General features: G+C 41.7%; 18 protein-coding genes. 6 read left to right on the forward strand and 12 right to left on the reverse strand.

The genetic code is table 11. The features are described from left to right. Positions 1–10 precede the first annotated feature (10 nt). The 4 genes from G9Q97_RS10565 (at position 11) to G9Q97_RS10580 (ending at position 10,547) form a co-directional block, all read left to right on the forward strand. A complete protein-coding gene (locus G9Q97_RS10565) occupies positions 11–1,030 on the forward strand; it encodes a Gfo/Idh/MocA family protein (RefSeq protein ID WP_166146636.1) in 1,020 nt (339 codons plus the stop codon). 1 nt (position 1,031) lies between these two features. Then, complete coding sequence (locus G9Q97_RS10570) at positions 1,032–2,066, forward strand: Gfo/Idh/MocA family protein (RefSeq protein WP_166146638.1); 1,035 nt, start codon at positions 1,032–1,034, stop codon at positions 2,064–2,066. Between the two features lie 464 nt (positions 2,067–2,530). After that, on the forward strand, positions 2,531–8,971 hold the full coding sequence (locus tag G9Q97_RS10575; protein WP_166146640.1) for a PAS domain S-box protein: 6,441 nt from the start codon (positions 2,531–2,533) through the stop codon (positions 8,969–8,971). Next, positions 8,955–10,547: a sensor histidine kinase gene (locus G9Q97_RS10580; RefSeq protein ID WP_166146641.1), complete on the forward strand. Its 1,593-nt coding sequence runs from the start codon at positions 8,955–8,957 to the stop codon at positions 10,545–10,547. The genes G9Q97_RS10575 and G9Q97_RS10580 overlap by 17 nt, the downstream gene beginning before the upstream one ends. Positions 10,548–10,600: 53 nt before the next feature. Here the strand turns inward: G9Q97_RS10580 and G9Q97_RS10585 are convergent, their stop codons facing one another. The 5 genes from G9Q97_RS10585 to G9Q97_RS10605 form a co-directional block, all read right to left on the reverse strand. Further along, positions 10,601–12,070, reverse strand: coding sequence for a Gfo/Idh/MocA family protein (locus G9Q97_RS10585; RefSeq protein WP_166146643.1), 1,470 nt, complete (start codon positions 12,068–12,070; stop codon positions 10,601–10,603). Between the two features lie 370 nt (positions 12,071–12,440). Next, positions 12,441–12,599, reverse strand: coding sequence for a hypothetical protein (locus G9Q97_RS10590; RefSeq protein ID WP_166146645.1), 159 nt, complete (start codon positions 12,597–12,599; stop codon positions 12,441–12,443). A 2-nt stretch (positions 12,600–12,601) separates the two neighbouring features. Next, positions 12,602–13,012, reverse strand: coding sequence for a hypothetical protein (locus G9Q97_RS10595; RefSeq protein WP_166146647.1), 411 nt, complete (start codon positions 13,010–13,012; stop codon positions 12,602–12,604). Beyond that, on the reverse strand, positions 13,009–13,839 hold the full coding sequence (locus G9Q97_RS10600; RefSeq protein ID WP_166146649.1) for a hypothetical protein: 831 nt from the start codon (positions 13,837–13,839) through the stop codon (positions 13,009–13,011). Before G9Q97_RS10600 ends, G9Q97_RS10595 begins: the two co-directional genes overlap by 4 nt. Positions 13,840–14,298: 459 nt before the next feature. Next, a complete protein-coding gene (locus G9Q97_RS10605) occupies positions 14,299–15,000 on the reverse strand; it encodes a class I SAM-dependent methyltransferase (RefSeq protein WP_222851970.1) in 702 nt (233 codons plus the stop codon). A 553-nt stretch (positions 15,001–15,553) separates the two neighbouring features. Here G9Q97_RS10605 and G9Q97_RS10610 point away from each other — a divergent pair. Both G9Q97_RS10610 and G9Q97_RS10615 read left to right on the forward strand, forming a co-directional pair. Further along, on the forward strand, positions 15,554–16,483 hold the full coding sequence (locus tag G9Q97_RS10610) for a ketopantoate reductase family protein (protein ID WP_166146651.1): 930 nt from the start codon (positions 15,554–15,556) through the stop codon (positions 16,481–16,483). Positions 16,484–17,019: 536 nt separating this feature from the next. Continuing rightward, a complete protein-coding gene (locus tag G9Q97_RS10615) occupies positions 17,020–17,643 on the forward strand; it encodes a Crp/Fnr family transcriptional regulator (protein ID WP_166146653.1) in 624 nt (207 codons plus the stop codon). Positions 17,644–17,996: 353 nt separating this feature from the next. Here the strand turns inward: G9Q97_RS10615 and G9Q97_RS10620 are convergent, their stop codons facing one another. From G9Q97_RS10620 to sufD, 7 genes are all read right to left on the reverse strand, one after another. Then, positions 17,997–19,694 (reverse strand): DEAD/DEAH box helicase, encoded by a 1,698-nt coding sequence (locus G9Q97_RS10620; RefSeq protein WP_166146655.1) that lies wholly within the window; start codon positions 19,692–19,694, stop codon positions 17,997–17,999. Between the two features lie 260 nt (positions 19,695–19,954). Continuing rightward, the gene (locus G9Q97_RS10625; protein ID WP_166146657.1) at positions 19,955–21,241 is read right to left on the reverse strand and encodes a citrate synthase; all 1,287 of its coding nucleotides are present in this window, start codon (positions 21,239–21,241) and stop codon (positions 19,955–19,957) included. Between the two features lie 296 nt (positions 21,242–21,537). Then, positions 21,538–21,954 carry a BrxA/BrxB family bacilliredoxin gene (locus G9Q97_RS10630; protein WP_166146659.1) on the reverse strand — a complete coding sequence of 139 codons (417 nt, stop codon included), beginning with the start codon at positions 21,952–21,954 and terminating at the stop codon, positions 21,538–21,540. Positions 21,955–21,973: 19 nt separating this feature from the next. Further along, positions 21,974–22,324: a DUF59 domain-containing protein gene (locus G9Q97_RS10635; RefSeq protein ID WP_246255601.1), complete on the reverse strand. Its 351-nt coding sequence runs from the start codon at positions 22,322–22,324 to the stop codon at positions 21,974–21,976. Next, complete coding sequence (locus G9Q97_RS10640; protein ID WP_166146661.1) at positions 22,317–22,748, reverse strand: SufE family protein; 432 nt, start codon at positions 22,746–22,748, stop codon at positions 22,317–22,319. The genes G9Q97_RS10635 and G9Q97_RS10640 overlap by 8 nt, the downstream gene beginning before the upstream one ends. Next, positions 22,748–24,001, reverse strand: a complete 1,254-nt coding sequence (locus tag G9Q97_RS10645; protein ID WP_166146663.1) for an aminotransferase class V-fold PLP-dependent enzyme — start codon at positions 23,999–24,001, stop codon at positions 22,748–22,750. The genes G9Q97_RS10640 and G9Q97_RS10645 overlap by 1 nt, the downstream gene beginning before the upstream one ends. After that, on the reverse strand, positions 23,976–25,283 hold the full coding sequence (sufD, locus tag G9Q97_RS10650) for a Fe-S cluster assembly protein SufD (RefSeq protein WP_166146665.1): 1,308 nt from the start codon (positions 25,281–25,283) through the stop codon (positions 23,976–23,978). Before sufD ends, G9Q97_RS10645 begins: the two co-directional genes overlap by 26 nt. Positions 25,284–25,298: the final 15 nt, after the last annotated feature.

The raw sequence follows: 25,298 nt of genomic DNA on the forward strand, positions 1-25,298 counted from the left end.
GTTTAACCTTATGAATAAATTTGAGGATAAAGAGTTAAGGTGGGGTGTACTTGGCGTTGGGGATGTATGCGAGAAAAAGAGTGCTCCAGCCATGCAGAAGGTAAAGGGCTCCAAACTAGTGGCCGTCATGCGTAGAAACGGCGATAAGGCAGCTGATTATGCAAAAAGGCATGGTGTTCCCAAATGGTATGATGATGCAGATAAACTGATCAATGATCCTGAAGTCAATGCCATTTACATTGCCACTCCTCCAAATGCGCATCTGGAGCTGGCCCAAAAAGCGGCTGCTGCAGGAAAGCCTGTTTATGTGGAAAAACCCATGGCAAGGACCTATAAGGAATGCCTTCAGATGATTGAGGCCTGTGAAAATGCACAGGTGCCACTTTTTGTGGCCTATTACAGAAGGACTTTGCCCAACTTTTTGAAAGTAAAATCCCTGGTGGATGAAGGAGCAATAGGGGTACCCAGGTATGTGGGGATTACGATAAATCAGCCCAGGCATCCTGATGTAAAACAGGACCCAAAAGATAACTGGCGCATTCATCCTGATGTGGCCGGTGGAGGTTACTTTTATGATTTGGGTTCCCACCAGTTGGACTTTCTGGATTTTCTTTTTGGCCCCATTGAGGAGGTAAACGGACAGGCTTTGAATCAGGCAGGCGATTATCCCGCAGAAGATATTGTTTTGGGCAACTTCAAATTCAAAAACGGGGTATTGGGAACGGGAAGTTGGTGCTTTACAACAGGCGAATCCTCCAAAAAGGATGAAATAAAAATTATTGGATCAGCAGGAGAAATAAGCTTTCCCTGTTTTTGGGGGACGAATGTCAGCTTGCGAAGAGACGGGGAAGTGGAGCAGGTATTTGAATTTGAAATGCCTGAGCATATCCAGTATTATTTGATCAAAAGCATAGTCGATGAGCTTTTGGGCAAGCAGGATATTTGTCCCAGCAGGGGAAAGTCTGCAGCAAGAACCAACTGGGTGATGGAGGAAATGATCAGCAATTTTAAAAATCAAAAGCATACATAAGATGAGTCAGAACAAACCATTGGGATTTGGAATTATTGGGACAGGCGCCATAGCCGGGATGCATGCTGCAGCTATAGAAGCCTGCAAAGATAGTCATTTGGTTGCGGTGTGCAGTTCCAGTGCAGAAAGAGCCAAATTGGCTGCTGAAAAATTCAAGGTTCCGGCAGACCACGAACTGAACGCATTTTTAGCCCGCAAAGAAATTGAAGTGGTGTGTATTTGTACCCATAGTGGGCAGCATCTGGAACCTGCCCTTGCTGCAGCAAAAGCGGGCAAACACATCTTGTTGGAAAAACCCATAGAGGTGAGTCTGGACCGGGCTGACCAATTGATCCAGGCATGCGAGGAAGCTGGAGTGAAATTGGGTGTGATTTTTCAAAACAGGTTAAAGCCGGGTTACCTGAAACTAAAAGAGGCTGTCCGGGCAGGAAAAATAGGGAGATTACTTTTAGGGACCGCTGCCATCAATTGGTACCGGGATCCGGCTTATTATTCAACAAGCAGTTGGAAAGGAACGAAAGAGGGTGATGGGGGTGCTGCACTGATCAATCAGGGTGTTCATACCATTGATTTGTTGCTGGACATCATGGGAGACGCCGAAACGGTTTATGGGCAAGTAAAAACCATGGTCCATCGAATCGAAGGGGAGGACCTGGGTGCGGCGCTTGTCAATTTCAAAAATGGTGCTTTGGGAACCATAACGGGAGGAACATCCCTTTATCCCGGAAATCCGGAGCGCCTTGAGATTTATGGGGATAAAGGAAACATCATCCTGGAAGCGGGGAAAATTGTCACCTGGAATGTAAAGGGAGAAGAAGGAAATCAAAAAGATGGCGGCAATCCGGGCGGGAGCGGGGCTTCAGACCCAATGGCCATTGATTTTAAATTGCACCAGGGCCAGGTAGAAGACATGGTGGCAGCCATCAATGATGATCGCCATCCTATGGTGACAGGAAAAGATGCAAGAAGATCACTTGCCTTGATATTGGGAATTTACGATTCCTCCAGCACCAATAGGCCATTCAATTTGGTTTGAAATGTTAATAAATAAAAAAGGATATTTGTTTTTTATTATATTGCACTGTTTTATAAGAATAGGGCAATTTTTTTCCAATTAGAGCTGATGTTTGTAATTAAAAATTAGTTTACCACCTGTGAAGGAAGCTTAACCAAACTTGTTTTTTATATTTATGTGAAATTGACAAAATCAAAAAGGTTAGAATTCGTTTTTAAAATAATTCCGAGAGGATTTTACTTGGCGACAACAAAAAAATATTTTGCATAAAAAACAAACCCAAAGTTCAGTCGATTCTTGAAGTAATGGAAGGGTCATAAAGTCTTTCGGTATTTTTATGTTTTTCTACTAGATCTTTATTATTTTGAAAATGATATACATCTGCTTTTACACTTGAAAAATCAAATGTCTTTTTCCAGAAAAGTTTTGGGTTTATTGGCGGTTGCATAAGGGAAGAGTAAATTCATAATGAATTTTTATTTGCTATGGAAAGAAAGAGTAATTTAGGAAGCTGGCTTTCATTAAAAGATTTTAAACTTTTAGACACACTTCCTGAAAAGGAATACAATGATGTGGTTGCCATAGCTTCTCAGATTTGCCAAACTCCGATTTCCCTGATCACCTTTTTGGATTCAGACCGGCAGTTTTTCAAAGCCCATCACGGATTGGAATTGACTGAAACACCACTGGACCAGTCCATATGCCTGCATGCGGTGAAAAGTAAAGAGGACATATTTATTGTTACGGATGCCCGAAAAGATCCCCGGTTCAGGGATAATCCTCTGGTCAAAGGGGAACCACATATCGTTTTTTATGCAGGAGTACCCTTAATCACACCAAATGGGAATTCCCTGGGTGCTTTGTGTGTAATAGATACCAAGCCCAGAAAGATCAATGGCAACCAAAAGGCTTCCCTCTCCGCCCTGGCCGATCAGGTCATCAAATTGGTAGAATTGAGGAAGAATCATTGGGAATTGGAGAAAACCAGAGAAATCCTGCAGGAAGAAAAGAACAGGCTCAATAATATCATTGAGGCCACCAGGGTGGGTACTTTTGAGTGGAATGTGAAGACCAATGAAGTCAAAATTAACAACAGGTGGGCGGAAATTGTGGGGTATACTTTGGAAGAATTGCAGCCGGTCAACATGGACACCTGGTACAAGTTGGTACATCCTGAGGACCTGGCCCATTCGGACGCCGCACTGAAAGATTGCTTTGACAGAAAAACCGAATTTTATGATATTGAGATCCGGATGATCCATAAAGCCGGCCACGAAGTCTGGATCAATGACCGGGGAAGGGTAGTGAAGTGGTCGGAAGATGGGAAACCATTACTCATGTCCGGAACACATACGGACATTACCGAAAGAAAAAATACCGAAATACAATTCAAAACCCTGAACGACAACATTCCTGGTGTCGTGTACCGGTACAAGCTTTATCCAGATGGAAGCGATGAATTGCAATTGGTAAGCAATGGGGCAAATCTGTTGTGGGGAATACCTCCGATAAGGGCCATGGAAAATAACCAAGAGGTATGGGCCAGGTATCATAAAGAAGACCTTATGGAGCATAAGGCATCGATTAAGGAATCAGCTAAAAACCTGTCATTCTGGACTCATGAATGGCGTTACCATCATCCTGATGGGTCTGAACGTTGGCATAAGGGTACCGGAATGCCCAAGAGAATGGAGGATGGCAGTACGGTTTGGGATGCTGTTATTTTGGATATTACTGAAAAGAAAAGGGCTCAGATCAAACTGGATGATACCTTGGTTTCCCTAAATGAAAGGATCAAAGAGCAACATTGCCTGTATCAAATAACCAGATCTTGCAACCAGGAACAAGATATTGACCGGTTGTTGAGTAGAACGGCTGAAGTCCTACCTTCAGGATGGCAGTATCCCGAACGGACGGGAGCCCAAATCGAATATGGGGGGAAAATATTTGAAAGCCCAGGTTTTGAAGCCTCAAAGGACCTTATTCAACAACATTTTAACACCAAAGAAGGCAATCCGCTGCATATTACCATAACTTTTAAACCTTCCCCACAATTCAAAATGAAGGAAAATTCTTTTTTAAGGGAGGAGCGGCAATTATTGGAAACCATTACGCATAATTTAGTTACAGCGATTGATCAGAAGGAAGCCAGCAGGCAATTAAAGCAATCGAACAGTAAAATTGCGGATCTGATCCAGACCATAGACGGAATAGTTTGGGAAGCTGATGTGGAAACCCTGGAATTCAACTTTATCAGCCAACAGGTCGAAACCATTTTAGGTTATAGCCCCGAGGAGTGGAAGTCAGACCCGGAATTTTGGCAAAAACACATCCATCCCGATGACAGGTTTCATGCCTTAAACTATTGTGCAACCCAAACCAAGGCAGGGAGGGACCACAGTTTTGAATACCGGATGAAGGCGGCGGATGGTAGGGATGTCTGGATCAATGATCTGGTAACTCTGGTCAAGGAAAATGGAAAGCCGGTGGCCTTAAGAGGTTTAATGGTGGATATTACCCATAAAAAACAGGTCGAAAAAGAATTGGCTTTAAGTGAAAAGCGGTTCAGGGCACTGGTTCAGGAGGGATCAGATTTGACTGCTATTTTGAATCTTGATGGGGAATATTTATATGTAAGTCCCAATTTCCAATCGATTGTTGGCTTTTCGGAAAAGGAACTAATTGGCAGAAGGGCCAGCGAATTTTTCCATCCGGATGATTTGGGAAGAATTGAGCTGGAATACCAGAATATGGCAAAAAGGAAAAGGATCAAATCGTCCCCTTTTCGTTTTAAAATCAAGGGTGGCGGCTGGTGCTGGCTCCAGAGTGTGGCTACGAATCTGGTGGAGGATGAGGCAGTCCAGGGTGTGGTAATCAACAGCGTGGAAATTACACGTTTGATGGAGACCCAGGAGAAGCTGAAAACCAGTGAGGCCCGGTATCGGGGCTTTTATGAGTCTCAGACCAATTTTGTGATCCGAACCGATCTGGAGGGGAATTATTCCTATGTCAATAAAAAATTTATTGAAGATTTTGGATGGATATACCCTGATGGTAAAATCATCGGCAAGAGCTGCATGCCCTCCATTTGTGATTATGATCATCAGCGGGTGATAGCGGTGGTGGAAAAATGCATAGACAAGCCGGAAGAAGTATTCAAGATTGAAATAGATAAGCCCAAAAAAGGCGGTGGTACAGTCACTACACTTTGGGATTTTATCTGCATGGTGGATGGTCAGGGAAATCCTTCTGAAATCCAGTGCATGGGTATTGATATCAGTGAGCGGGTGGCTTTTGAAAGGGCCCTTAAGAAAAGCAATGAACGGTATGAGTTGGTGAACAGAGCCACCAATGATGCCATTTACGACTGGGATGTGATCAATGATCGCTTTGAATGGGGGGATGGTTTTTACAGGATATTTGGTTTTGAAAGAGGAGAAGAAATAGCCACAATTGCCGATTGGGCCGGATTTATGCATCCCATTGATGCTGAGAACAATAAAGAAGAATGGGAACAGTTTTTAGCTAATCCAGATCAAAACCGTTGGTACAAAGAGTTTCGTTTTTGCCATAAAAACGGTACTTATATCTATACCGAAGAGATAGGGTACATGATTAGGAATGATGAGGGCAAACCCTTACGCATGATAGGCGTATTACGGGATGTATCCGAAATAAAGAAAGTTTCCCTTCAGCAGGAATTAGAGCATGAAATTTCCGGATTTTTCAAAACTGAAGCCAACCTAACAGAAACCCTTGGAAAGGTTCTGGAATACCTTAGCCAATATGGAGCCATGGTAGGTGCGGAAATCTGGTGGGCAGGTATCAAAGGCAAACAGGTAAATCTGGTACAAAGATATTGGAAAACTGAAAGGCTTTTCCAATTAGCAGGGAGCAAAGAAAGTTTTCTATATGGAGAGGGACTTCCAGGCCTCGTCTGGAAGAACGGAAAACCCCAGGTTTTTGAAGATTTGTCAGCGGTGCAGGGGTTTTACCGCAAAAGTTTGCTTAGTAAGGGTAAACTGAAAACAGCTGTTGGCATACCGCTCCTCCAGAAAGAAGAAGTGATGGGTGTATTGTTGTTTTTTGCAGAGGATAGGGACAATGATATTTTGACCAATAGCCACCTGTTTCAATCCCTAGGGGCATTTTTGGGAGCCGAGATATTGAGGAAGCAGCAGGAAGACGAAATGATGTTGCTGTTCGAAAGTGCTCCGGAAATCCTGGCCATTACGGCTCCTGATGGTTATTTTGTTAAGGTCAATCCTGCTTTTTGTAAATTATTGGGCTATTCTCCGGAAGAATTGGTCTCCAGACCATTTATGGATTTCATACATCCGGAGGACATTGCGAAAACCAAAAATGAATTGCCGGAAATGTTTGCAAGAGAACAAAAGGCACGCAATTTTGTGAACCGCTACCTGACCAAATCAGGAGCAATCCGGTGGATTTCCTGGAACTCTTCAGAACCTTTTGGTGAAGAAGGGCTGGTTTTTTCTTATGGGTACGATATCACCGGGATGAAGGATTTACAAAACCTTCTGGATAATGCTACCCAACTGGCGAGGGTGGGCAGCTGGGAAATTGATGTTCTGAATAATGAACTTTATTTATCTAAAATAAGCAGGGAAATTTACGGAATTGGGGAGCATGAACATCTTGATGTAGCTTCTGCAATAGGCTTTTACAGGGAAGACGTAAGGGAATTTGTGGCTCAAACGGTCAAAAAGGGCATTGAGTCGGGTACTGGCTGGGATTATGAATTGCCGCTGATAGATGCTTCGGGAAATGAGTGTTGGGTAAGAAGTATCGGGGAGGCCGAGTTCAGAGAGGGTGAATGTATCCGGCTTTACGGTAGTTTTCAGGATATCCATAACCGCAAAATGCTGGAACAGCAATTGGAAAGAAGAAATGAGTTGCTTTCTGCCATTACGAAAGTTATTGGTACATTTTTACAATCAGAGGATTGGTACCAGGCCCTGGATAAGGTGTTTGCGATTGCAGGAAGCGTGGTCCATGTGGATAGGGTGTATTACTTCGAAAATCATTTAGATCCGGAGAGTGGAAAGAAATTATGTAGTCAGCGCTTTGAGTGGACAGGTGATCGTGTAGATCCGCAGATTGACAATCCAATTTTGCAGAATATCGATGTAGGGGAATTTTCGGAAATTTTTGTACCATTGGAAAAAGGGCAAACCTACCAGGTCATCACTTCTGAGCTGCCTGATGGGACAAGGTTTAAGGAGGTTTTGCAAGAGCAGGGAAACAAATCCTGTTTGGTCCTGCCCATCATGATGGACAAGAAGTTTTTTGGTTTTATTGGTTTTGACGATTGTACCACGGAGCGGGAATGGACTGATAGTGAAATCTCCTTTTTGCAGAATATCAGTTCCAATTTATCTGCTGCCATTCAGCGAAGGAATAGCCAGCTGTCCCTTCAAAAGGCCTATGATGAGAAAAACACCTTATTAGAAAGCATAGGAGAAGCATTTTTCTCCCTAGACAAAGATTGGAGAGTAATGTACTGGAATAAAAATGCTGAAAAATTACTGGGCATTAAAAGGAAAGAAATATTGGGTTTAAGTTTGTGGGCGAAGTTTCCCTCTACTGGTGAAACGAGATTTTACGATCAATATGTCAATGCCATCAAGAATCAGCGTCCGATAACTTTTGAAGAATATTATCCCCCTTTAAATCTATGGTTGGAGGTAAATGCCAGTCCATCAGAAGAAGGTATCAGCGTCTTTTTCCGTGATGTTACAGAAAGAAAGCAGGCTGCAGAACAGATCAGGCAGTCCAATGAGCGATTCGAAAAAATCTCCGAGGCCACCAATGATGCCATTTGGGATTTCGATGTAGAAAACAGCCGATTAATTTGGGGAAAGGGGTTCAGTACCTTGTTTGGCTATGATTTGGAAAAAATCAAGCCCGATTTTGATTTTTTGTTTAGTTTGATTCATCCAGAAGACAGGGATAGGGTGGGACGCAAAATAAGTGAATACATGCAAAGTACCTCCCTGACCAACTGGTTTGAAGAATACCGTTTTCTGATGGCGGATGGATATTATGCATTTGTGATGGATCGGGCGGTTTTTATTAGAAATAAGGAGGGCAAGGTAAGCCGCGTGGTGGGTGCCATGACGGATATCTCCTACCGCAAAGAATATGAAGAGTCTCTGCAGGCCCTGAACCAGCAACTCGAACAACGGGCCAAAGAATTGGAGGTTTCCAATAAGGAATTGGAGCAGTTTGCCTACGTGGCCTCACATGATTTGCAGGAACCGCTCCGGATGGTAAGCAGCTTTATTGGGCTGTTGGAAAGGAAGTATGGAAATGTGCTGGATGAAAAGGCCCATCAATATATTAATTTTGCCGTTGGAGGTGCAAAGCGCATGCGTCAGATCATTCTCGATTTGTTGGAATATTCCAGGGTGGGAAAAAATGAAGAAGGGTTGAAAATCATCCAGCTGGATGATATTTTGGACGAAGTATGCCTGCTTCACCGAAAAGCGATTTCTGAAAAGAAGGCCAGGATCGAATACCATAAATTACCCGTCTTGATTACCTTCAAGTCCCCCATGACTCAATTGTTTAGTAATTTGGTTGGAAATGCCCTGAGGTACAGTTCACCTGATGTCCCTCCTTTGATCAATATTTCCGCAAAATCTGAAAATGATAGCTGGCTGTTTTCCGTATCGGATAATGGGATAGGAATCGACCCCCAATTCCATGAAAAAATATTTATCATTTTCCAAAGCCTGCACAACAAAGAAAAGTATGGGGGTACCGGAATGGGACTGGCCATTGTGAAAAAAATCATTGAAAACCTCGGTGGGAAAATTTGGGTCGAGTCGGAAGAAGGGAAGGGGAGTACTTTTTATTTTACTTTGCCAAAAGTAGAAAATAACCATGAGGAAAAGGTTTAGAGAGTTTAGCCCCCTGCATTTAGGTGGATTGGTATTTTTGTTTTTAAGCTTGCTTGTACTCTTACTTTCCAGGTGGGTATATACCATAGAAAGATCCAACGAAATACTGCTGGTGAAGGAAGAAGCCTCCAAGGTCCAGAACCTGCTGGCTATTTCTCTGGCCAACAGCGTTAGTTCTACTGAACTGTTAGCTTTTTTGGTGGAGAAGGACTTGATAGAGAGTGATTTTGAGTCATTAAGCCGAAAGGTATTGAGCCAGAACCCTACGCTGGATGCACTTCAACTGGTAGAAGCTGAAACCATCATCAAGACATATCCCCTTGAGGGAAATGAAGCAGTAATTGGATTTAATATTTTTGAGGATAAGATTCACCGACAAGCTGCTGAGAAAGCGATTGAAAGAAAAAAATTATATTTTGAAGGCCCATTTGAACTTAGGCAAGGCGGAATGGGTATGGTGGGTAGGTTACCTTTATTTAAAGAAGGTCTTTTTTGGGGATTTGCTGCCGTGATCATCCGATTGGAGACACTCAGAAAATCTTTGCAACTTGAACCTGACGGTCAAAGTCAAAATTATATTTACCAATTGGCCAAAATAGATGGTGAAGCTGCCTATCCCTTATTTGATTTTGATCAGGAACCGGATTTTGAAACGGGAGTTGTGCACAAAGCCTTCTTTGAAGAAGGAGATTGGTATCTTTTTGTAAAGCTAATGTATCCAACCTATCTGAGAAACACTTTTTTATTTTCGGTTTTTGGTCTGGTTTTCGCCGGTATGATGGGGCTGTTTGTATATCAGAAGACTATTGAACCCGTAAAACTTAAGAAGCTTGTAGCAGAGAAAATCAAAGAGCAGCAAAACCTGAATCAGGTGCTGGAAAAAAAGGCTCATGATTTGGCCCTGTCCAATCAGGAGTTGGAACAATTTGCCTATGTTGCATCTCATGACCTTCAAGAGCCATTAAGGATGATCAGTGGGTTTATTAACTTACTAGGTCGCAGGTATGGGGAGCAATTGGATGCGAAAGGATTGCAATATATCCATTTTGCTGTGGATGGTGCCAATAGAATGAAGCAGATTATATTGGACTTGCTTACCTATTCAAGGGTTGGAAGGGGGGCTGAGGAGGTTTCTTCGATTCATTTGGAATCCATTCTTAAGGAAGTACTGCATCTTTACCGAAAGCAGATTCAAGCGCGTAAGGCAGAAATCGTTTATCAAGATTTGAATGAAGTGAAAGGAGAGCGGTATTTGCTTGTCCAATTGTTTCAAAATCTTGTTGGAAATGCCTTGAAGTATAGTAAAAAGGATGCGTCTCCAACCATAGAGATAAAAATGGATTCCCGGGAAAATGAATGGTTGGTTTCTGTTGCTGATAATGGAATCGGCATCGATAAGTCCTACCATGATAAAATATTTCTGATTTTTAACAGGCTGCATTCCAATTCAGCCTACGAAGGTACAGGGATCGGGCTTGCCATAGTCAAAAAAACAGTGGAACATATGGGTGGAAGAATCTGGCTGACTTCAGAAATTGGTTTGGGCACTACTTTTTACTTTACACTACCCAAATAAAAAAGCCACTGAAGAAAACTTTCCTTCAGCGGCTTATTAGATTTTATTAACAATCAAACAGTTGGCAATTGAAAGCCTTCCCGGTAGGTCTTGCTCACAAATTGGTTGGCTGGTTCGAAATTGGTTATTTTCATGTTTTTACCATCCCAGAGCAATTTGATATCTCTTGCCGGATAGTCGTAACCATTACCATTTGGCTTTTCTACCCTGTAATCATAGCTTCTGATCGCCAGGTTGCCCATCAAGACCGATTCTGTCAAAGGACCTGCAATGGAAAAGGGAGAACTGAGTTCCTGGTATTCCTTGGAGCCATGACCTGCAATACAAGCATTGACCCATTGGGCATAATGGCCGCCAATAGCACCCTCAACTCTAGGGAGGGTTGGGGCCACATTAACGCTTTCATTGATGGAAGTAGGCAGCAATTTGGGGTCTATACCATAAGTGGAACACATCATTTTACCCCTGGTACCTTCAATGATGACACCGTTTCCGCCATCTCCCATTTGTTCATTTGGCCCTAATTCCTCCGGTCTGCTGGGTTTGATGCCACCATCCATCCAATGGAACTCCAAATCCTCACCTCCCGGCTTCTTGAATCTCAGGGTGATGTGAGAGGATGGCGGGCAACTTTTTGGGAAATAACCCTGGGTGAATTCGCCTGTATATACTGATCCTACGCTACATTCCGCCTCTGTGGGATAGCCCAGATCTAAAGTCCGGAAAGCAGGTTCCATGATGTGGCAGGCCATGTCACCCAACGCACCGGTTCCGAACTCCCACCAGCCTCTCCAATTGAAGGGATGCAGGTTTTCCACGTAACCTTTTTCTTCTGCAGTACCTAACCACAGATCCCAATCCAGGTTTTTTGGGGCTTTTTTTCCTGATTCACCTGGCCATGGAACACCCTGAGGCCAAACCGGTCTGTTGGTCCAGCATTGTACCTTAGTGGCTTCACCGATCAATCCGGCTGCATACCACTCACGCATTTGCCGTACGCCATCTCCTGAAGAACCCTGGTTTCCCATTTGGGTGACGAGTTTGTATTTTTCAGCTGCTTCAGTAAGCATCCTGGCCTCCTGAATGGTATGGGTAAGGGGCTTCTGCACATACACATGCTTGCCCATTTTCATGGCAGTAAGGGCCTGTACGGCATGGTTGTGGTCCGGGGTAGATACGGAAACAGCATCAATATTATTACCTTCTTTTTCCAGCATCTCCCGGAAATCCTTGTAAAACTTAGCTTTGGGGTAAGCTTCTATACTACGGGAAGCCCTTTCAGGGTCTACATCGCATAAAGCAACGATATCTGCATTTCCACTTTCATAAAAACTCCTGATATCACTGTATCCCTTTCCTCCGGCACCTATTCCTGCTATCCGGAGTTTGTCACTGGGAGCCTTAAATCCCGGTCCTCCAAGTACATGGCGGGGTACAATGTAAAATCCGGCAACTGCTGTCGCGGATGTTTTAAGAAAATTCCTCCTGGAACTACCTTCCTCGGGCGTGTTGTTTTTCTTCATTTTAAGTCTTCTTATTAATTGATCGGCCTAAAATAAAAATAATTGATGAAACATTTCAGGAATTATCGGTTTAATACAGGTCATGCTCATTTTGGTACATGAAAGGTTATATCATCTTACCCGCACTTCCGAAAACGCTTCTGGTTTTGTTGTCAAACAGCGACTTGCTAAAATTGAATGAACCTGAATTCAATTTGCTTTTACAAAATAAAGCAAATTGCAGGTGCCAAACCTTTTTGGAGCAAAATTGAATTTCCCTGGTAAGGCGAGCCATCTAAGCATCAACCCAAAACTCATTTCCGAAAACTCGCCGTTTGCAAAGTGGGAATAATATGTTCTGGATTTTTACTTGTTAAAGTTTCAAAATGCTTTATTTGGCCTTGTTTTTAGGATTTGAAAACTTGATTTCTTCTGGATCTGGAAGGCGGTAGTCCTTCATGATCTCCGGATGTTCGGAAAAGCAAACAGGAGAAGCATTTTCTATCCGATCGCCAGAGTCTTTATTATTTGATGAATTTTTCTCACCCATGGTTAACCTGCTTTTTTTTTAAATAAAGTCATTAAGTTATTGACTTTATCGGAAATGGTGGCCGGGTCTTTTTCCACAATAGCCATTGCCAAAGCACCCAAGCCGCCAATCAGATCAAAAGCAACCTGGATCTGCTTGAGTGAAGTAATGGTTTCTTTGATCTCCAGATTGATCACTTTTAGTTGAACAAGGGCTTCCGAAGTTTCTTTTTCCACAATAAGGGTGGAAAGCAATTTCATTTCCCGGGCCGAATCCATAAGTACACGGGCATTCTTCCCCATTTCTATAAATGTATCCTGGCTGATTTCCTGTTGGCTTATTTTTTCAAAGCGGAAATCATTGAATTTTTTGGCTATTTCTAAAAAGTCATCCGCCAATTCACTTAAAAATGTGCTATCCAATCTTTCTTTCATTGCTTCAGTTGCTCAAGTGCATAATGTAAATCATTTAATCTGTTGGTCATTGAACGTACTCCGTCCTCAAAAAAATCACCATTTAACTTCATGCCTGATAAGGCCCGATGCTGTGATGAAAGGGTTTCCAGAATGCGGATCAGTACCAGCGTTTTTTCCCTAATTCTGGTTCCTTGATCCAGCAACTGATAATACTTTTCAGTAACCACTTCTTTTTCCATTGAATTTAAACCCGGATCGATTACCTGAGTCTTGTAATACATGTACCAGCTTTCTTCCTGTATTTCAAGCATACCCAATAGGTTTTCTTTTAAAATAAATAGCAGCTTTTCACTGATCAACATGATGTGAGGATCAGCTTCATGCATGTATTGGGTTACTTTATTTCTTCTGTATTTTCCTGCAACAGCATTCAAACCAATTTCTGAAAGCTTTTGGTAGGCATTCAACTGTTCTGGTTCAAGTTGGTTCCAATTGGCTCCTTCCAACACAGCTGCTGTTCCATCCAGCTGGTATCTTATCAGCTCTCCTGAGGATAAACGGTGTAATCCATCATAATAATCTGTCAAAGCATGGTACAAATCTCTCACAAGCGTATCCGCACGCTCATATTCCGAACAGCTGCAATTGATACTTCTCTCGATTTCATACTGACTAATTTTGGTAAACCGACAATCGTCCAGGCAACTTTTCGTAAAACTATAATCCAACTCATAGAATTGTTGCAATCCCTTTAATGCCTCCTCGGAAAATAGTTGGATGGGCTTCAAACTGGTACAGGCCAAGAACGGACAGATCAGCAGGCAAAGGGCCCATCCTTTCATCATTTGCATGCGATAAAGATACCTAAATTTCCTGTATTTTGATATATACTAAACGGATAAGGATTGCTTTTGAAATCATATGCCTGGGTATAATTATTGGTGAAAGGCTGTCTCAACCCTTTCCTAAGGGCTTTGTACGAGTAAAATGTCGCTTTGAAAGAATTTATGGGAGGCTGGAATCAATTGTATTTTAAAAGGGCAATAGGATGATTTTTTGACTTGTCAACCTGATTGCGAAGTTTCCAGTGGATTGCAATATTATTTGTTTATTTTTTGGTGCGCGGAGATCCCGATGAGAATGACCAACCCGGGTGGGGACCTGCGAATGCAGGTGATCCTATTTCAGCGTTCATGGTATTAGGTCCGGATTTACATCATATGAAGGCTAAAAATAATGACCGGTACTTTTTTCCGGAAAGTCAATACAGAAATGAAAAGTAGTCTCCAGACAGGGATTTGGTTTTATTTCTGGCAAAGATACCTTTTCAATACTCCATCTTCGGTAATTTCCCCGATGAGGGAAAAGCCCTGTTTGGCAATTAGGCCCTTCATGATCCAGTCGTAAGTGGAGTATTCCTCTTTAAAGTGAATGAGGGTGTCTTCTCTTAAAAAGTCTCCACCCCGCTCAGCTTGCCGGTCAATAAAGCCCTGTATAGCTTCATCCCCATGAACATCAGGAATTACTATATCGTAAATGTAGAGTCTTCCTCCAGGTTTAAGGACCTGGTAGATTTTTTCTAAAGCCTTTGCCTTCCAGTAATCCGGCAAATGATGCAAGGAAAGGGAACTCATCACGGCGTCCAGACTCCCATCAGGTAATTTCAGATTCAAATATCCGCTGTGTTGAAATTCAATATTGGTAACCAATTGCGCTTTTGCTTTCTTTTTGGCAAGATCAAGCATAGGCTCCGAAATATCCATGGCATAAAGTTTTTTACATTTTTTTGCGAAATAAATGGAGAAGTTTCCTGTCCCACAACCAATGTCCGCCCATTGGCAGTTTTTATTGGGTTCCAGCCAATCATCAATCAGTTGGTATTCCTCATTGATGTTCCTGAAATCATCATGGGAAGGGTCATAAACGTTTACCTCTTCCAATGAAGCATAATCCTTTCCTGTTTGTTGGAATTCCTGGTATAGCCAATTTTTTGCGATCTCTGCCATGGGTCTATTGAATTATTGGTGGGGTAAAGAATAAATCCCCTCAAAATAATAATTTTATGGTGTTTTTAAATCAAACTGGAGAGTTAAATATCCTTTGACTTTAGCCCATTCCTTTTGAAGTGGTATTCCTGAATAATTTTTCGGCCCTATTTTACAAAAAAGATTTTCCTTCATCAATTGCCCAATAGCTGTAGGTAATAAGGAGTCTGTCGGCCTCATTGGCTTTTGTCAACCCCTTAATCCATAAACCTCTGAAATTAAAATTATTCAGGAATAGACTAATGCACCATTCCTTTTAAAGTAGCTAATGTAATTGATCTATTTGGTATTTTAGAAACAGGATTTTGGTTTATCAATTGCCTAATAGCTGTAGGCATTAAAGTGCCTGTCGGCCTCATTGGCTTTAGCCAAACCCTATATCCATAACCGGTCAGAACCAGTCAAATGGGGAAGATAAAATATGGGGTTGTTTTTGGTAGTTGATTTGTAAAAATGCCGGAGTTATGTCAAATTTGGCCTTTACCAAAAGGGGAGGTGAAAGTATTAAAAAAATATGAAGGCTATAAAAAGGATTGCCATTGTAGGAATAGGAGGGGTAGGCGGATTTATTGGAGCTAAACTCCTCCTAAGTTCTAATGCTTTGCCTGTTCAGGTTACTTTTTTCGCCAGGAATGATGCCTATAAAAATATCCGGAAACAGGGCTTGATTTTTGAATCCGGGGGAAAAATGGATATGGTCCATCCACAGCATTTGTATAATAGGTCCAAAGGAGCATATGATGTGGTCATTATCGCCACAAAATCCTATTCCCTTGAATTGGCTACCAAAGCATATGCGGATATTATGGACAAGCAAACCTTGGTGGTACCCTTACAAAACATGGTCAATGCGGCTGAGCTGGTTAAGGGTGTTGCCCCGGAAGCTAATGTTTTGGATGCTTGTATATACTTGATTTCCAATTTAATTAAACCGGGTCACGTCAAACACCTTGGTGGGCCTGGAAAAATAATCACCTCTATCCCTGAAGGCAGTAACCATAAATGGTTCTACGAGTATATGAACCAGGCAGGCATCCCGATGGAGGGGAGGGCTGATGCTTTGCACCAAATCTGGAAGAAGTATTTGTTCATTTCCACCCTGGGCACTATTACAGCTGCGCATGACCTTAGCTTTGGGGAGGTGATAAAAGATCCAAAGATGACCCATATTTGGATACAGTTGATGGAAGAATTGGCACTATTGGCCCAATCGGAAGGATTTGCCCTTGGTGCAGCGGATATCGACCATTTCCTGGGCTTTATCCGGGATTTTCCTGAGGCTTCCAAATCCTCCTTTCAGTTGGATATTGACATTGGCAGTAAGGGTGAAAAGGAATTTTTGGTGGATTTTGTTATTCAGAGATCACTGGAGAGAGGCCTTGAACCACTAACCTATATCGATTTAGATAATTTAATCAATCGGAGGTTAGGAATTGATGTATAGGTGTTTTGGGATTCAGGTGGCCGGAAATTTCTTTTTTTTGTACCAGCTGATCATGCAAAATAGCATAAACATGTACCAGGTCGATGCCATTTCCAGAAGGTGGTCCAACCAATCCGGGTCTTCGGATTTGAAAATTATGTAGAACTGAAGGCAGATGATAATTATTGCTGAGGCAAGGAAAGTGAAGCGTACGAAATCGAGCAATGTTGATAGGCCTTGTAAATTGTTGTGGCTTGACATGTTGTATTTATTTGATGATACACCAAAGGTAAAATGCCAAAAGATGCTGAAAATTGACGTATGTTAATTAAAATCAAACCAATAAACCAATTACGAACCCTCATAACAATGGCCTATCCAATCTCTACATAGATCCTGGAAAGGTATCCAAGAATCAATTATCCACAAATGGATCTATCCAGGTTTATTATTTGCCCATCTGTTTTAGTTTAAGCACAGAATTAACCATATTGAGTTATTGCAGTACCCAAAACCCTATTGAATGAAACCAGGAACTAAAAATAAGCATCGAGCAAATGATTCGACGTATGATGGCAGGCATGGATAATCAAAACATTGAACAACAACTAAACCAGGCCAGAAATGTGCTTTCAGCCTACCTGCCTATGGAGGACAAGCATTGGGAGGTGTTTAAGCAGGGTTTTCGGATCAGAAAATACCAAAAAGGAGACTTTATATTAAAAGAAGGCCAAACTGAAAACTATCTGTCCATTTTGCTTTCGGGCATCACCCGGCATTATGTTTTGGTCCGTGGCGAAGAAATCAGTTTTGACTTTTCCTTTCAGTATGAATTCAATTGCTCCTATTCCAGCTTTATTCAACAATCCCCCGGCATGTTTTATATCCATGCCCTGGATGACTGTGTGCTGGCTTCCCTGCATTACGATTTTTTGCAACAACTTTATGAACAATTTCCTATCAGTAACAAATTCGGAAGGACTGCGGTGGAGCAGTATTATTTATGGCGAGAAAGAAGGGAATTGTCTTTATTGACAGAATCAGCAAAAGACCGGTATACCCGTCTTTTGGAAAAATACCCGGTATACCTGGAACGCGTGCCCTTAAAATACCTGGCATCTTACCTAAACATCAAACCTGAATCCCTGAGCCGGATCCGAAATGAATTGAGTAAAAAATAAGGTGAAATGGATAGAAATTCATTTTTATTTATTAAAAGTGTTTAAATTTTAATTAAAAAAACACAATGTCCTAATTTTTTTTTCATTTCGAGGGGTATATTTGGGGCGAAATGATTAACTCGATGTGCGCACTCATACTTATTTAAGATCACTATTGTTTTTGGGGTCTATCCTAATTTTTGGCTGTGGGGGAGGGGCAGACCAACAGGTTTATGATATGGTTATCAGGAATGGTTGGATTCATGATTGAGCTGGAAGGATCATCCGTAAACCTTTGGCGGATATAAAATAAAAAAGCCATCCCTAAATTAAGGATGGCTCCAATGATTCATTTAATTTTCATCAAAATTGAATCAGGGTTTGGAAATTTCAAAATTCACCTGTTTTCCTTTGATGGTGTTGGTATTCATGACACTTATCACATGAGTCACATCCTTTTTGGGGATATCAACAAAGGAAAAACTATCATAAATATCTATTTCACCTATATTTTTCCCTGATACTCCTGTTTCGCCTGCTATCGCGCCAACAATATCATTGGGTCGGATACGGTCCTTTTTGCCAAGATTAAGGAATAAGCGTGCCATATTAGGCTCTCTTTCTTTTTTGTTTTTTCTACCTCCTCTGTCGCTGGAACGGGGACTTCTGCTGCTTCGGTCTCTTTCTGAACGTTCCCTTCTTGGTCTGCGGTCGTCTTTTCCCGAACTTCTGTCCCTTTCAGGGGTAAAATTCATTTCTTTAAATTTATCCACAGCCTCACCCAGCTGAAGCTTTACCAACCCAATAGCTACCTGCTCAAGGGTCAATCCCTCAGCCAAAAGGTTCCCTATAGCTTCTTCATAAACCTGATTTTCATCTGGCTTGGCAAGTTGCCTGTGGATGTCCTTGATCAGTTGGTCCTTCTTCATTTGAATCAATTGATCCACAGAAGGTGGGGCAGCCTTGTCAATTGAGGTTTTTATAAACCTTTCAAGATCATCGATTTTGCGGGAATCTCTTCTTCCCGACACAAAACTAATGGCAGTACCTGTTTTACCGGCTCTTCCTGTTCGTCCTATACGGTGCACATAATTTTCTTCATCCAAAGGTAGGTCAAAATTAAAAACAGCTTCTACATTTTCAACATCGATCCCTCTTGCAGCTACGTCTGTGGCTACCAATACGGAACAATGTCCTTTTCTGAATTTATTCATCACCTTGGTCCTTTGTGCCTGGGAGAGGTCTCCATGCAATGCTTCAGCAGGCACACCTTTGGCGTTAAGTTCTTCAGTAACCTCATCAGTAACCCTTTTGGTATTACAGAAAATAACACTCAGTTTGTACTGGTGAAGGTTGATCAACCTGCTGATCAGATCAGTTTTCAATCCGGAACGAACTTCATAATAAAACTGTGATATGTTTTCTACCGTGAGTTCCTTCCGGAGTACCTTGATGATTTCGGGATCCGTCTGGTATTTCCGGGTTAGCTCCAGTATGGGTTTGGGCATGGTAGCGGAGAAAAATACGGTTTGCCTTTCCTCGGGCATTGAGCTCAGGATGGTTTCTATATCCTCCCGAAAACCCATATCCAGCATTTCATCTGCTTCATCCAGCACGATTACACTTACCTGGCTGAGGTTCAATGTACCTCTGCTCATGTGATCCATGATTCGGCCTGGTGTACCCACCACAATCTGAACTCCTTTTTTCAGGCTTCGGATTTGTCGGTCGATAGGTTCACCACCATAAATACAGGTTGAAGAGATTTTTTTCTTGTATTTGGAAAGTTTGACGATCTCACCCTCTACCTGTACCGCCAGTTCCCTGGTTGGGCAAAGTATAAGTGCCTGAGGTTTATTCAGGGAGTCATCTATACCATCAATGATAGGGATACCAAATGCCGCTGTTTTCCCTGTTCCGGTTTGTGCCTGTCCGATGACATCAGCACCTTGAAGCAATAGAGGGATGGTCTGCGATTGAATAGGGGAAGGTTGGGTATAGCCCATATCTTCCACTGCCCTTAGGATTTCTTCTGAAATCCCAAGGTCTGAAAATAATAATTCTTTTTCCATGAAATGTTCCTTACTTCTCAAAGCCACGGTATTCCTAAATATCCCAGTGTCGATCAACAATAAGGAACCCCACGGCGTAGGAGAAAAATTTTATCTAATTATAAAGTGCAAAATTATAAAAAAATATTCTGATAAACAATTATTTGCTGCTAAAATTTAAAACATATCCCTATAAAGCACCGTAAATTATTAATTATATTCTGAATAAAAAAAGGGCCGCAAAGCCCTTTTTTTAATTTGTGTATTGTTTTCTTAACCGATTAGCGCTTGTCCATGGCGACATAGGGTCTTTCTGTAGATCCTACATAAACCTGACGGGGTCTTCCGATAGGTTCGTTGTTTTCCCTCATTTCTTTCCATTGAGCAATCCATCCTGGGAGCCTTCCCAGAGCAAACATGACGGTAAACATATCGGTAGGAATTCCCAAAGCCCTGTAAATGATACCAGAATAGAAATCTACATTGGGGTACAATTTTCTATCCACAAAATAAGGGTCATTTAATGCTGCCGTTTCCAGTTCTTTTGCGATTTCCAGAACGGGATCGGAGATGCCCAGCTTACTCAATACATCATCAGCTGCTTTTTTGATGATTCGGGCTCTTGGATCAAAGTTTTTATAAACCCTGTGACCAAATCCCATCAAGCGGAATGGGTCATTTTTATCTTTTGCTTTTTCCAGGTATTTTTTAGAATCCCCTCCATCTGCTTTTATGGATTCCAGCATTTCGATCACTGATTGGTTGGCACCTCCATGTAAGGGACCCCAAAGTGCATTGATTCCTGCGGAAATAGAGGCATAGATGCTGGCCTGAGAAGAGCCTACAATTCTTACGGTGGAAGTGGAACAATTTTGTTCATGATCTGCGTGTAAGATTAGCAATTGATCCAAAGCTTTGGAAATTACCGGGTCTATTTCATATTTCTCGGAGGGTAGGGCAAACATCATTTTCATAAAATTGCCACAATAATCCAGGTTATTGTCTGGATAATTTACTGGATGCCCCATTTTATTTTTATAGGCCCATGCGGCAAAGGTGGGCATTTTAGCCATTAGCCTGACAATGCTCAGTTGAATCTCTTCATCTGTATTATTGGGATCCAAAGAGTTGGGGTAAAAGGCAGTAAGGGAACAAATCAGTGATGACAACACACCCATGGGGTGGGCAACGGAAGGGAACCCGTCAAGAATTTTTTTAATATCCTCATGAACAAGCGTATGCTTGGTGATTCTGTTTGAAAAAGTTTCATACTGAGATGCAGTAGGTAATTCCCCATTGATCAACAAATAGGAAACTTCCAGAAAGTTGGAATTTTCGGCCAGGTCTTCAATATTGTAACCCCTGTATCTTAGGATACCCTGCTCTCCATCTAAAAATGTTATGGCACTTTTGGTCGATCCGGTATTTTTATATCCAGGATCGATGGTGATCATACCAGATTGCCCCCGAAGTTTGGCAATGTCTACAGCCTGTTCATTTTCAGTACCTTCAATAACGGGGAGTTCATATTCTTTTCCTTTAAAGGAGAGTTTAGCATTATCGGACATATTGATTTAATTAAATGTATTTTAAAATTCCAAATCTGATCAATTCAAAATAATATTTGGATCAAATTTAATAAAAATTGATCAATTTCTTTGCAATTATTGTTTGAATCCGTTTAAAAACGCATTAAAGAATAAGCAATTTACCTGTTAAATATTAATTAAGCGGCTGTAATACGGATAGATGAGGGAATTTAAGAAAATTACCTCAATTGCTGGCCTAAAGCCATAAATCATGTATAGTTTGATCAAACATTTTACAGCTTAATGTTAAAAAAAAAGCCCTTAAGGGCTTTTACTTAACAAAAGTGTTCAAATACCTCGATTAAATGGTCTCCGATCATCTGGGCATTTCTCCCTTCAATATGGTGTCTTTCTATAAAATGAACCAGATCCCCATCTTTAAAAAGAGCCATGGCGGGGGAGGATGGTGGATATGGCATTACCAATTCCCTGAATTTGGCTACAGCATCTGTGTCATTCCCGGCAAATACGGTTGCCAGTGTCGACGGTTTCTTGGACGATTTATCCAATGCATACCTCACTCCTGGCCTGGCAGCTCCTGCAGCACATCCGCAAACGGAATTTACCACTACAAAGGTTGTTCCTTTATGTTCTTTGAGGTGATCTTCAACATCTTGTGAAGTCCTGAATTCTTTAAAGCCTACATCTGTAAGTTCCGCACGCATGGGTGCAATCAATTCTTCTGGATACATATTTTTTAATTTTATTTTATTACAAGAAACCTAATTCCAATTTGGCTACTTCCGACATCATGTCCTGGGAGTAGGGTGGATCAAAAGTCAATTCAACTTCAACATTATTAACCCCTTCGATTTCCGAAACCCTGGCTTTTACCTCTGAAGGTATGGATTCAGCCGCCGGACAATTCGGAGAGGTCAATGTCATGAGGATGTATACATTATTGACCGGATAAACGGTGATTTCATAAATCAAACCCAATTCATAAACATCCACCGGAATTTCAGGGTCATAAACGTCCTTTATGGCATTGACAACCTTTCGTTTGATTTCCTCTTGTTGGTCTGAATTTTCCATGTCTGTTTTTATGCTGTCTTTATGCATCAATTTTTGATTGGTAAGCAAGTGCAAACATTTTCATTTGCTTGATCATGGCAGCAAGTCCATTCGATCTCTGGGATCCTATGATATTGCCCATGCCTATTCTTTCGATAAAATAGAGATCAGCATTCATTATTTCTTTTGCTTTTCTCCCGGAGAGAACCCTGATCAGTAAACTAATCAGCCCTTTTGTGATGGCTGTATTCGAATCTGCAAGAAATTGAATTTTCCCGTCCTGCAAATTTGTGATCAGCCATACCTTTGATTGGCAACCTTTGATAATATTATCTTCCTTCCTTTCTGTTTCGGGGAAGTCTGGAAGTTGGTCTCCCAATTCCATGATGTAATAGATGGTAGATTCTTTGTCATCACCCAAGATTTCAAACTCTCCGATGATTTCATCCTGTATGGCATTGATATCTTCCATTAATTTTTTCTTTTGGCTATTCTAACCAGACTATTGTACAGCCGGTCAATTTCTTCAACGGTATTGTAAACAGCAAAAGATGCCCTAACAGTTCCTTCGATACCATACCAATCCATCAATGGTTGGGTACAGTGATGCCCTGTCCGCACTGCTATTCCAGAGGCATCCAGCATCATGCCCACATCAAAAGGATGGGTATTTTTAATGTTAAAACTCATGACGCTCACCTTTTCATCGGCAGTGCCAATAGGTTCAAATCCTTTTATAGTGGCACATTTATCGAACGCATAAGCCAATAGTTGGGATTCATGTGCATGGATTTTATCCTTGCCACAATCTTTAATGAAAGTGAGGGCCTGATCGAAAGCAATTACATCTGCAATATTTGGTGTTCCTGCCTCAAACTTATAAGGGATGTCGTTGTAGGTGGTATTTTCAAACCTAACTTCTTTAATCATTTCCCCTCCCCCCTGATAGGGTGGCATTTTTTCAAGCAATTCCCGCTTTCCATATAAAACACCTACACCTGTTGGTCCATACAATTTGTGGGCGGAAAAAGCGAGGAAGTCACAATCCAAATCCTGCACATCAACGGGCAAATGAGCGGTGCTTTGTGCCCCATCAACCAAGAATTTTGCACCATATTCATGGGCCAGCCGGATCATATCTTTAATCGGGTTCACCGTGCCCAGTGCATTTGAGGCATGCACAACGGCTACCAATTTGGTTTTTGGGGACAATAATTTTTTGTAAGCCTCAAAATCCAATTCTCCATTTTTAAAAATGGGAATAACCCTTAATACGGCTTTGTTATTCTCGCAGAGCATTTGCCAGGGAACAATATTGGAGTGGTGTTCCATGGTAGAAATAATGATTTCATCGCCTTCCTGAATAAATTTTCGGCCATATGTATTGGCCACCAGATTGATGCTCTCCGTGGTGCCTTTGGTAAAGATTACCTCTTCAGAGGAAGGGGCGTTGATAAATTCCCTGATTTGATTCCTGGTGCTTTCGAAATGCTCTGTGGCCCGGGAGGCCAGGGTATGTGCCCCTCTGTGTATGTTGGAATTGTCTTTTTCATAATAAGCCTTCAGGGCATCGATCACCTGTACAGGTTTCTGAGTAGTGGCAGCATTATCAAAATATGCCAAAGGTTTCCCATTGACTTTCTGATGAAGCACCGGGAAGTCCTCACGGATCTTGTTTACATCGATTTTTTTTCGGCTATCAATAACTTCCACCAAGTCGCTCATGCACTAATTTTTCACAATATTTTTTAAAAGGCGCTACGCTGATCTTATCCAGCACTTCGCCCGCAAAAGCATATAACAACAAAGCTCTTGCTGATTCCTTGCCTATGCCCCTTGCCCTCAAATAGAACAAGGCTTCTTCATCCAACTGACCAGTGGTACAACCATGGGAGCACTTTACATCATCTGCCCAAATTTCAAGCTGGGGCTTGGTGTTAACGGTAGCATCTTCGGATAGAAGAATATTGTTGTTTTGTTGAAAGGCATTTGTCTTTTGGGCGATTTGCCTGACAAATATTTTCCCGTTAAAAACACCTCTGGAATGATCTGTCAATATACCCTTATAAAGCTCATTTGACTGGCAATGTGGTTGGGTATGGTCCACATTGGTATGATTATCTACATGTGTCTTTCCATTTAACAGGTATAGACCATACATGTTACCTTCACAATTGCTGGCATTCAGGTTTAGGCTCAAATTGTTTCGGATCATTCCTGCCTCAAGGCTCATTACAACCGAAGTAAGGTTGGCGTCCCGATGAACGTTTGCTCCGGTATTGTGTACTTCAAGGGTATGTTTGTGTCCATCCTGGAGTTTATAATGCCGGATATGGGCATTTTGAGCAACATCCCATTCTGAAACGGAATTGACGAAAACTGTTTCCTCATTTAAATAAATGCTCAGTTCTATTATGGTTGCCTGGGAATTTTTTCCGGCTTTGATAAAAACCCTGGGATGAATGCAGGATCCATTTTCATCTGCCTTTACATAATTGATCAATAGCAGTGGCTTTTTTATCACGCTACCCTCAGGAATGTTTATCTTAATTCCTTGAGTAAAAGACAGGCTGTTCAAAGCACTGAAGGGATCTTTTTCGCTTTTTTCTATTTTCCCGATTTCCTTTACCTCAGATGGGTCCAGGTCAGTAAAATAATCAACGTCGAACAAACCATCTGCTGCATCTGAAAGATTGAAGTCCGGAATGCCATTGTTAAAGATAATCCGGTACCCGTCGATTGATTGTATAAGCTCCTGCTGTGTCTCCACCTTTTCAAGCCCAGAAATCGGGGATGGGGCATTGGGATTTTCTATGGTGTCAGCGATTTTTTTGCTGATGTTGGTATATTTGTATTCCTCAGATTTGGCAACAGGAAATCCAGCTTTCTCCAAAACCAGCCTGGATTCAGCCTTTAAATCTGAAAAAGCGGGCAAATCGGTTTTTACCGATTCTGATTTGAGAAACAGATCTAATAATTTATGGTCTTTTTTGAGGGACAATGTCATGTTGAAAATTAAAAT

Origin of the sequence: Cyclobacterium plantarum, assembly GCF_011290685.1 — a bacterium.
GTDB lineage: Bacteria > Bacteroidota > Bacteroidia > Cytophagales > Cyclobacteriaceae > Cyclobacterium > Cyclobacterium plantarum.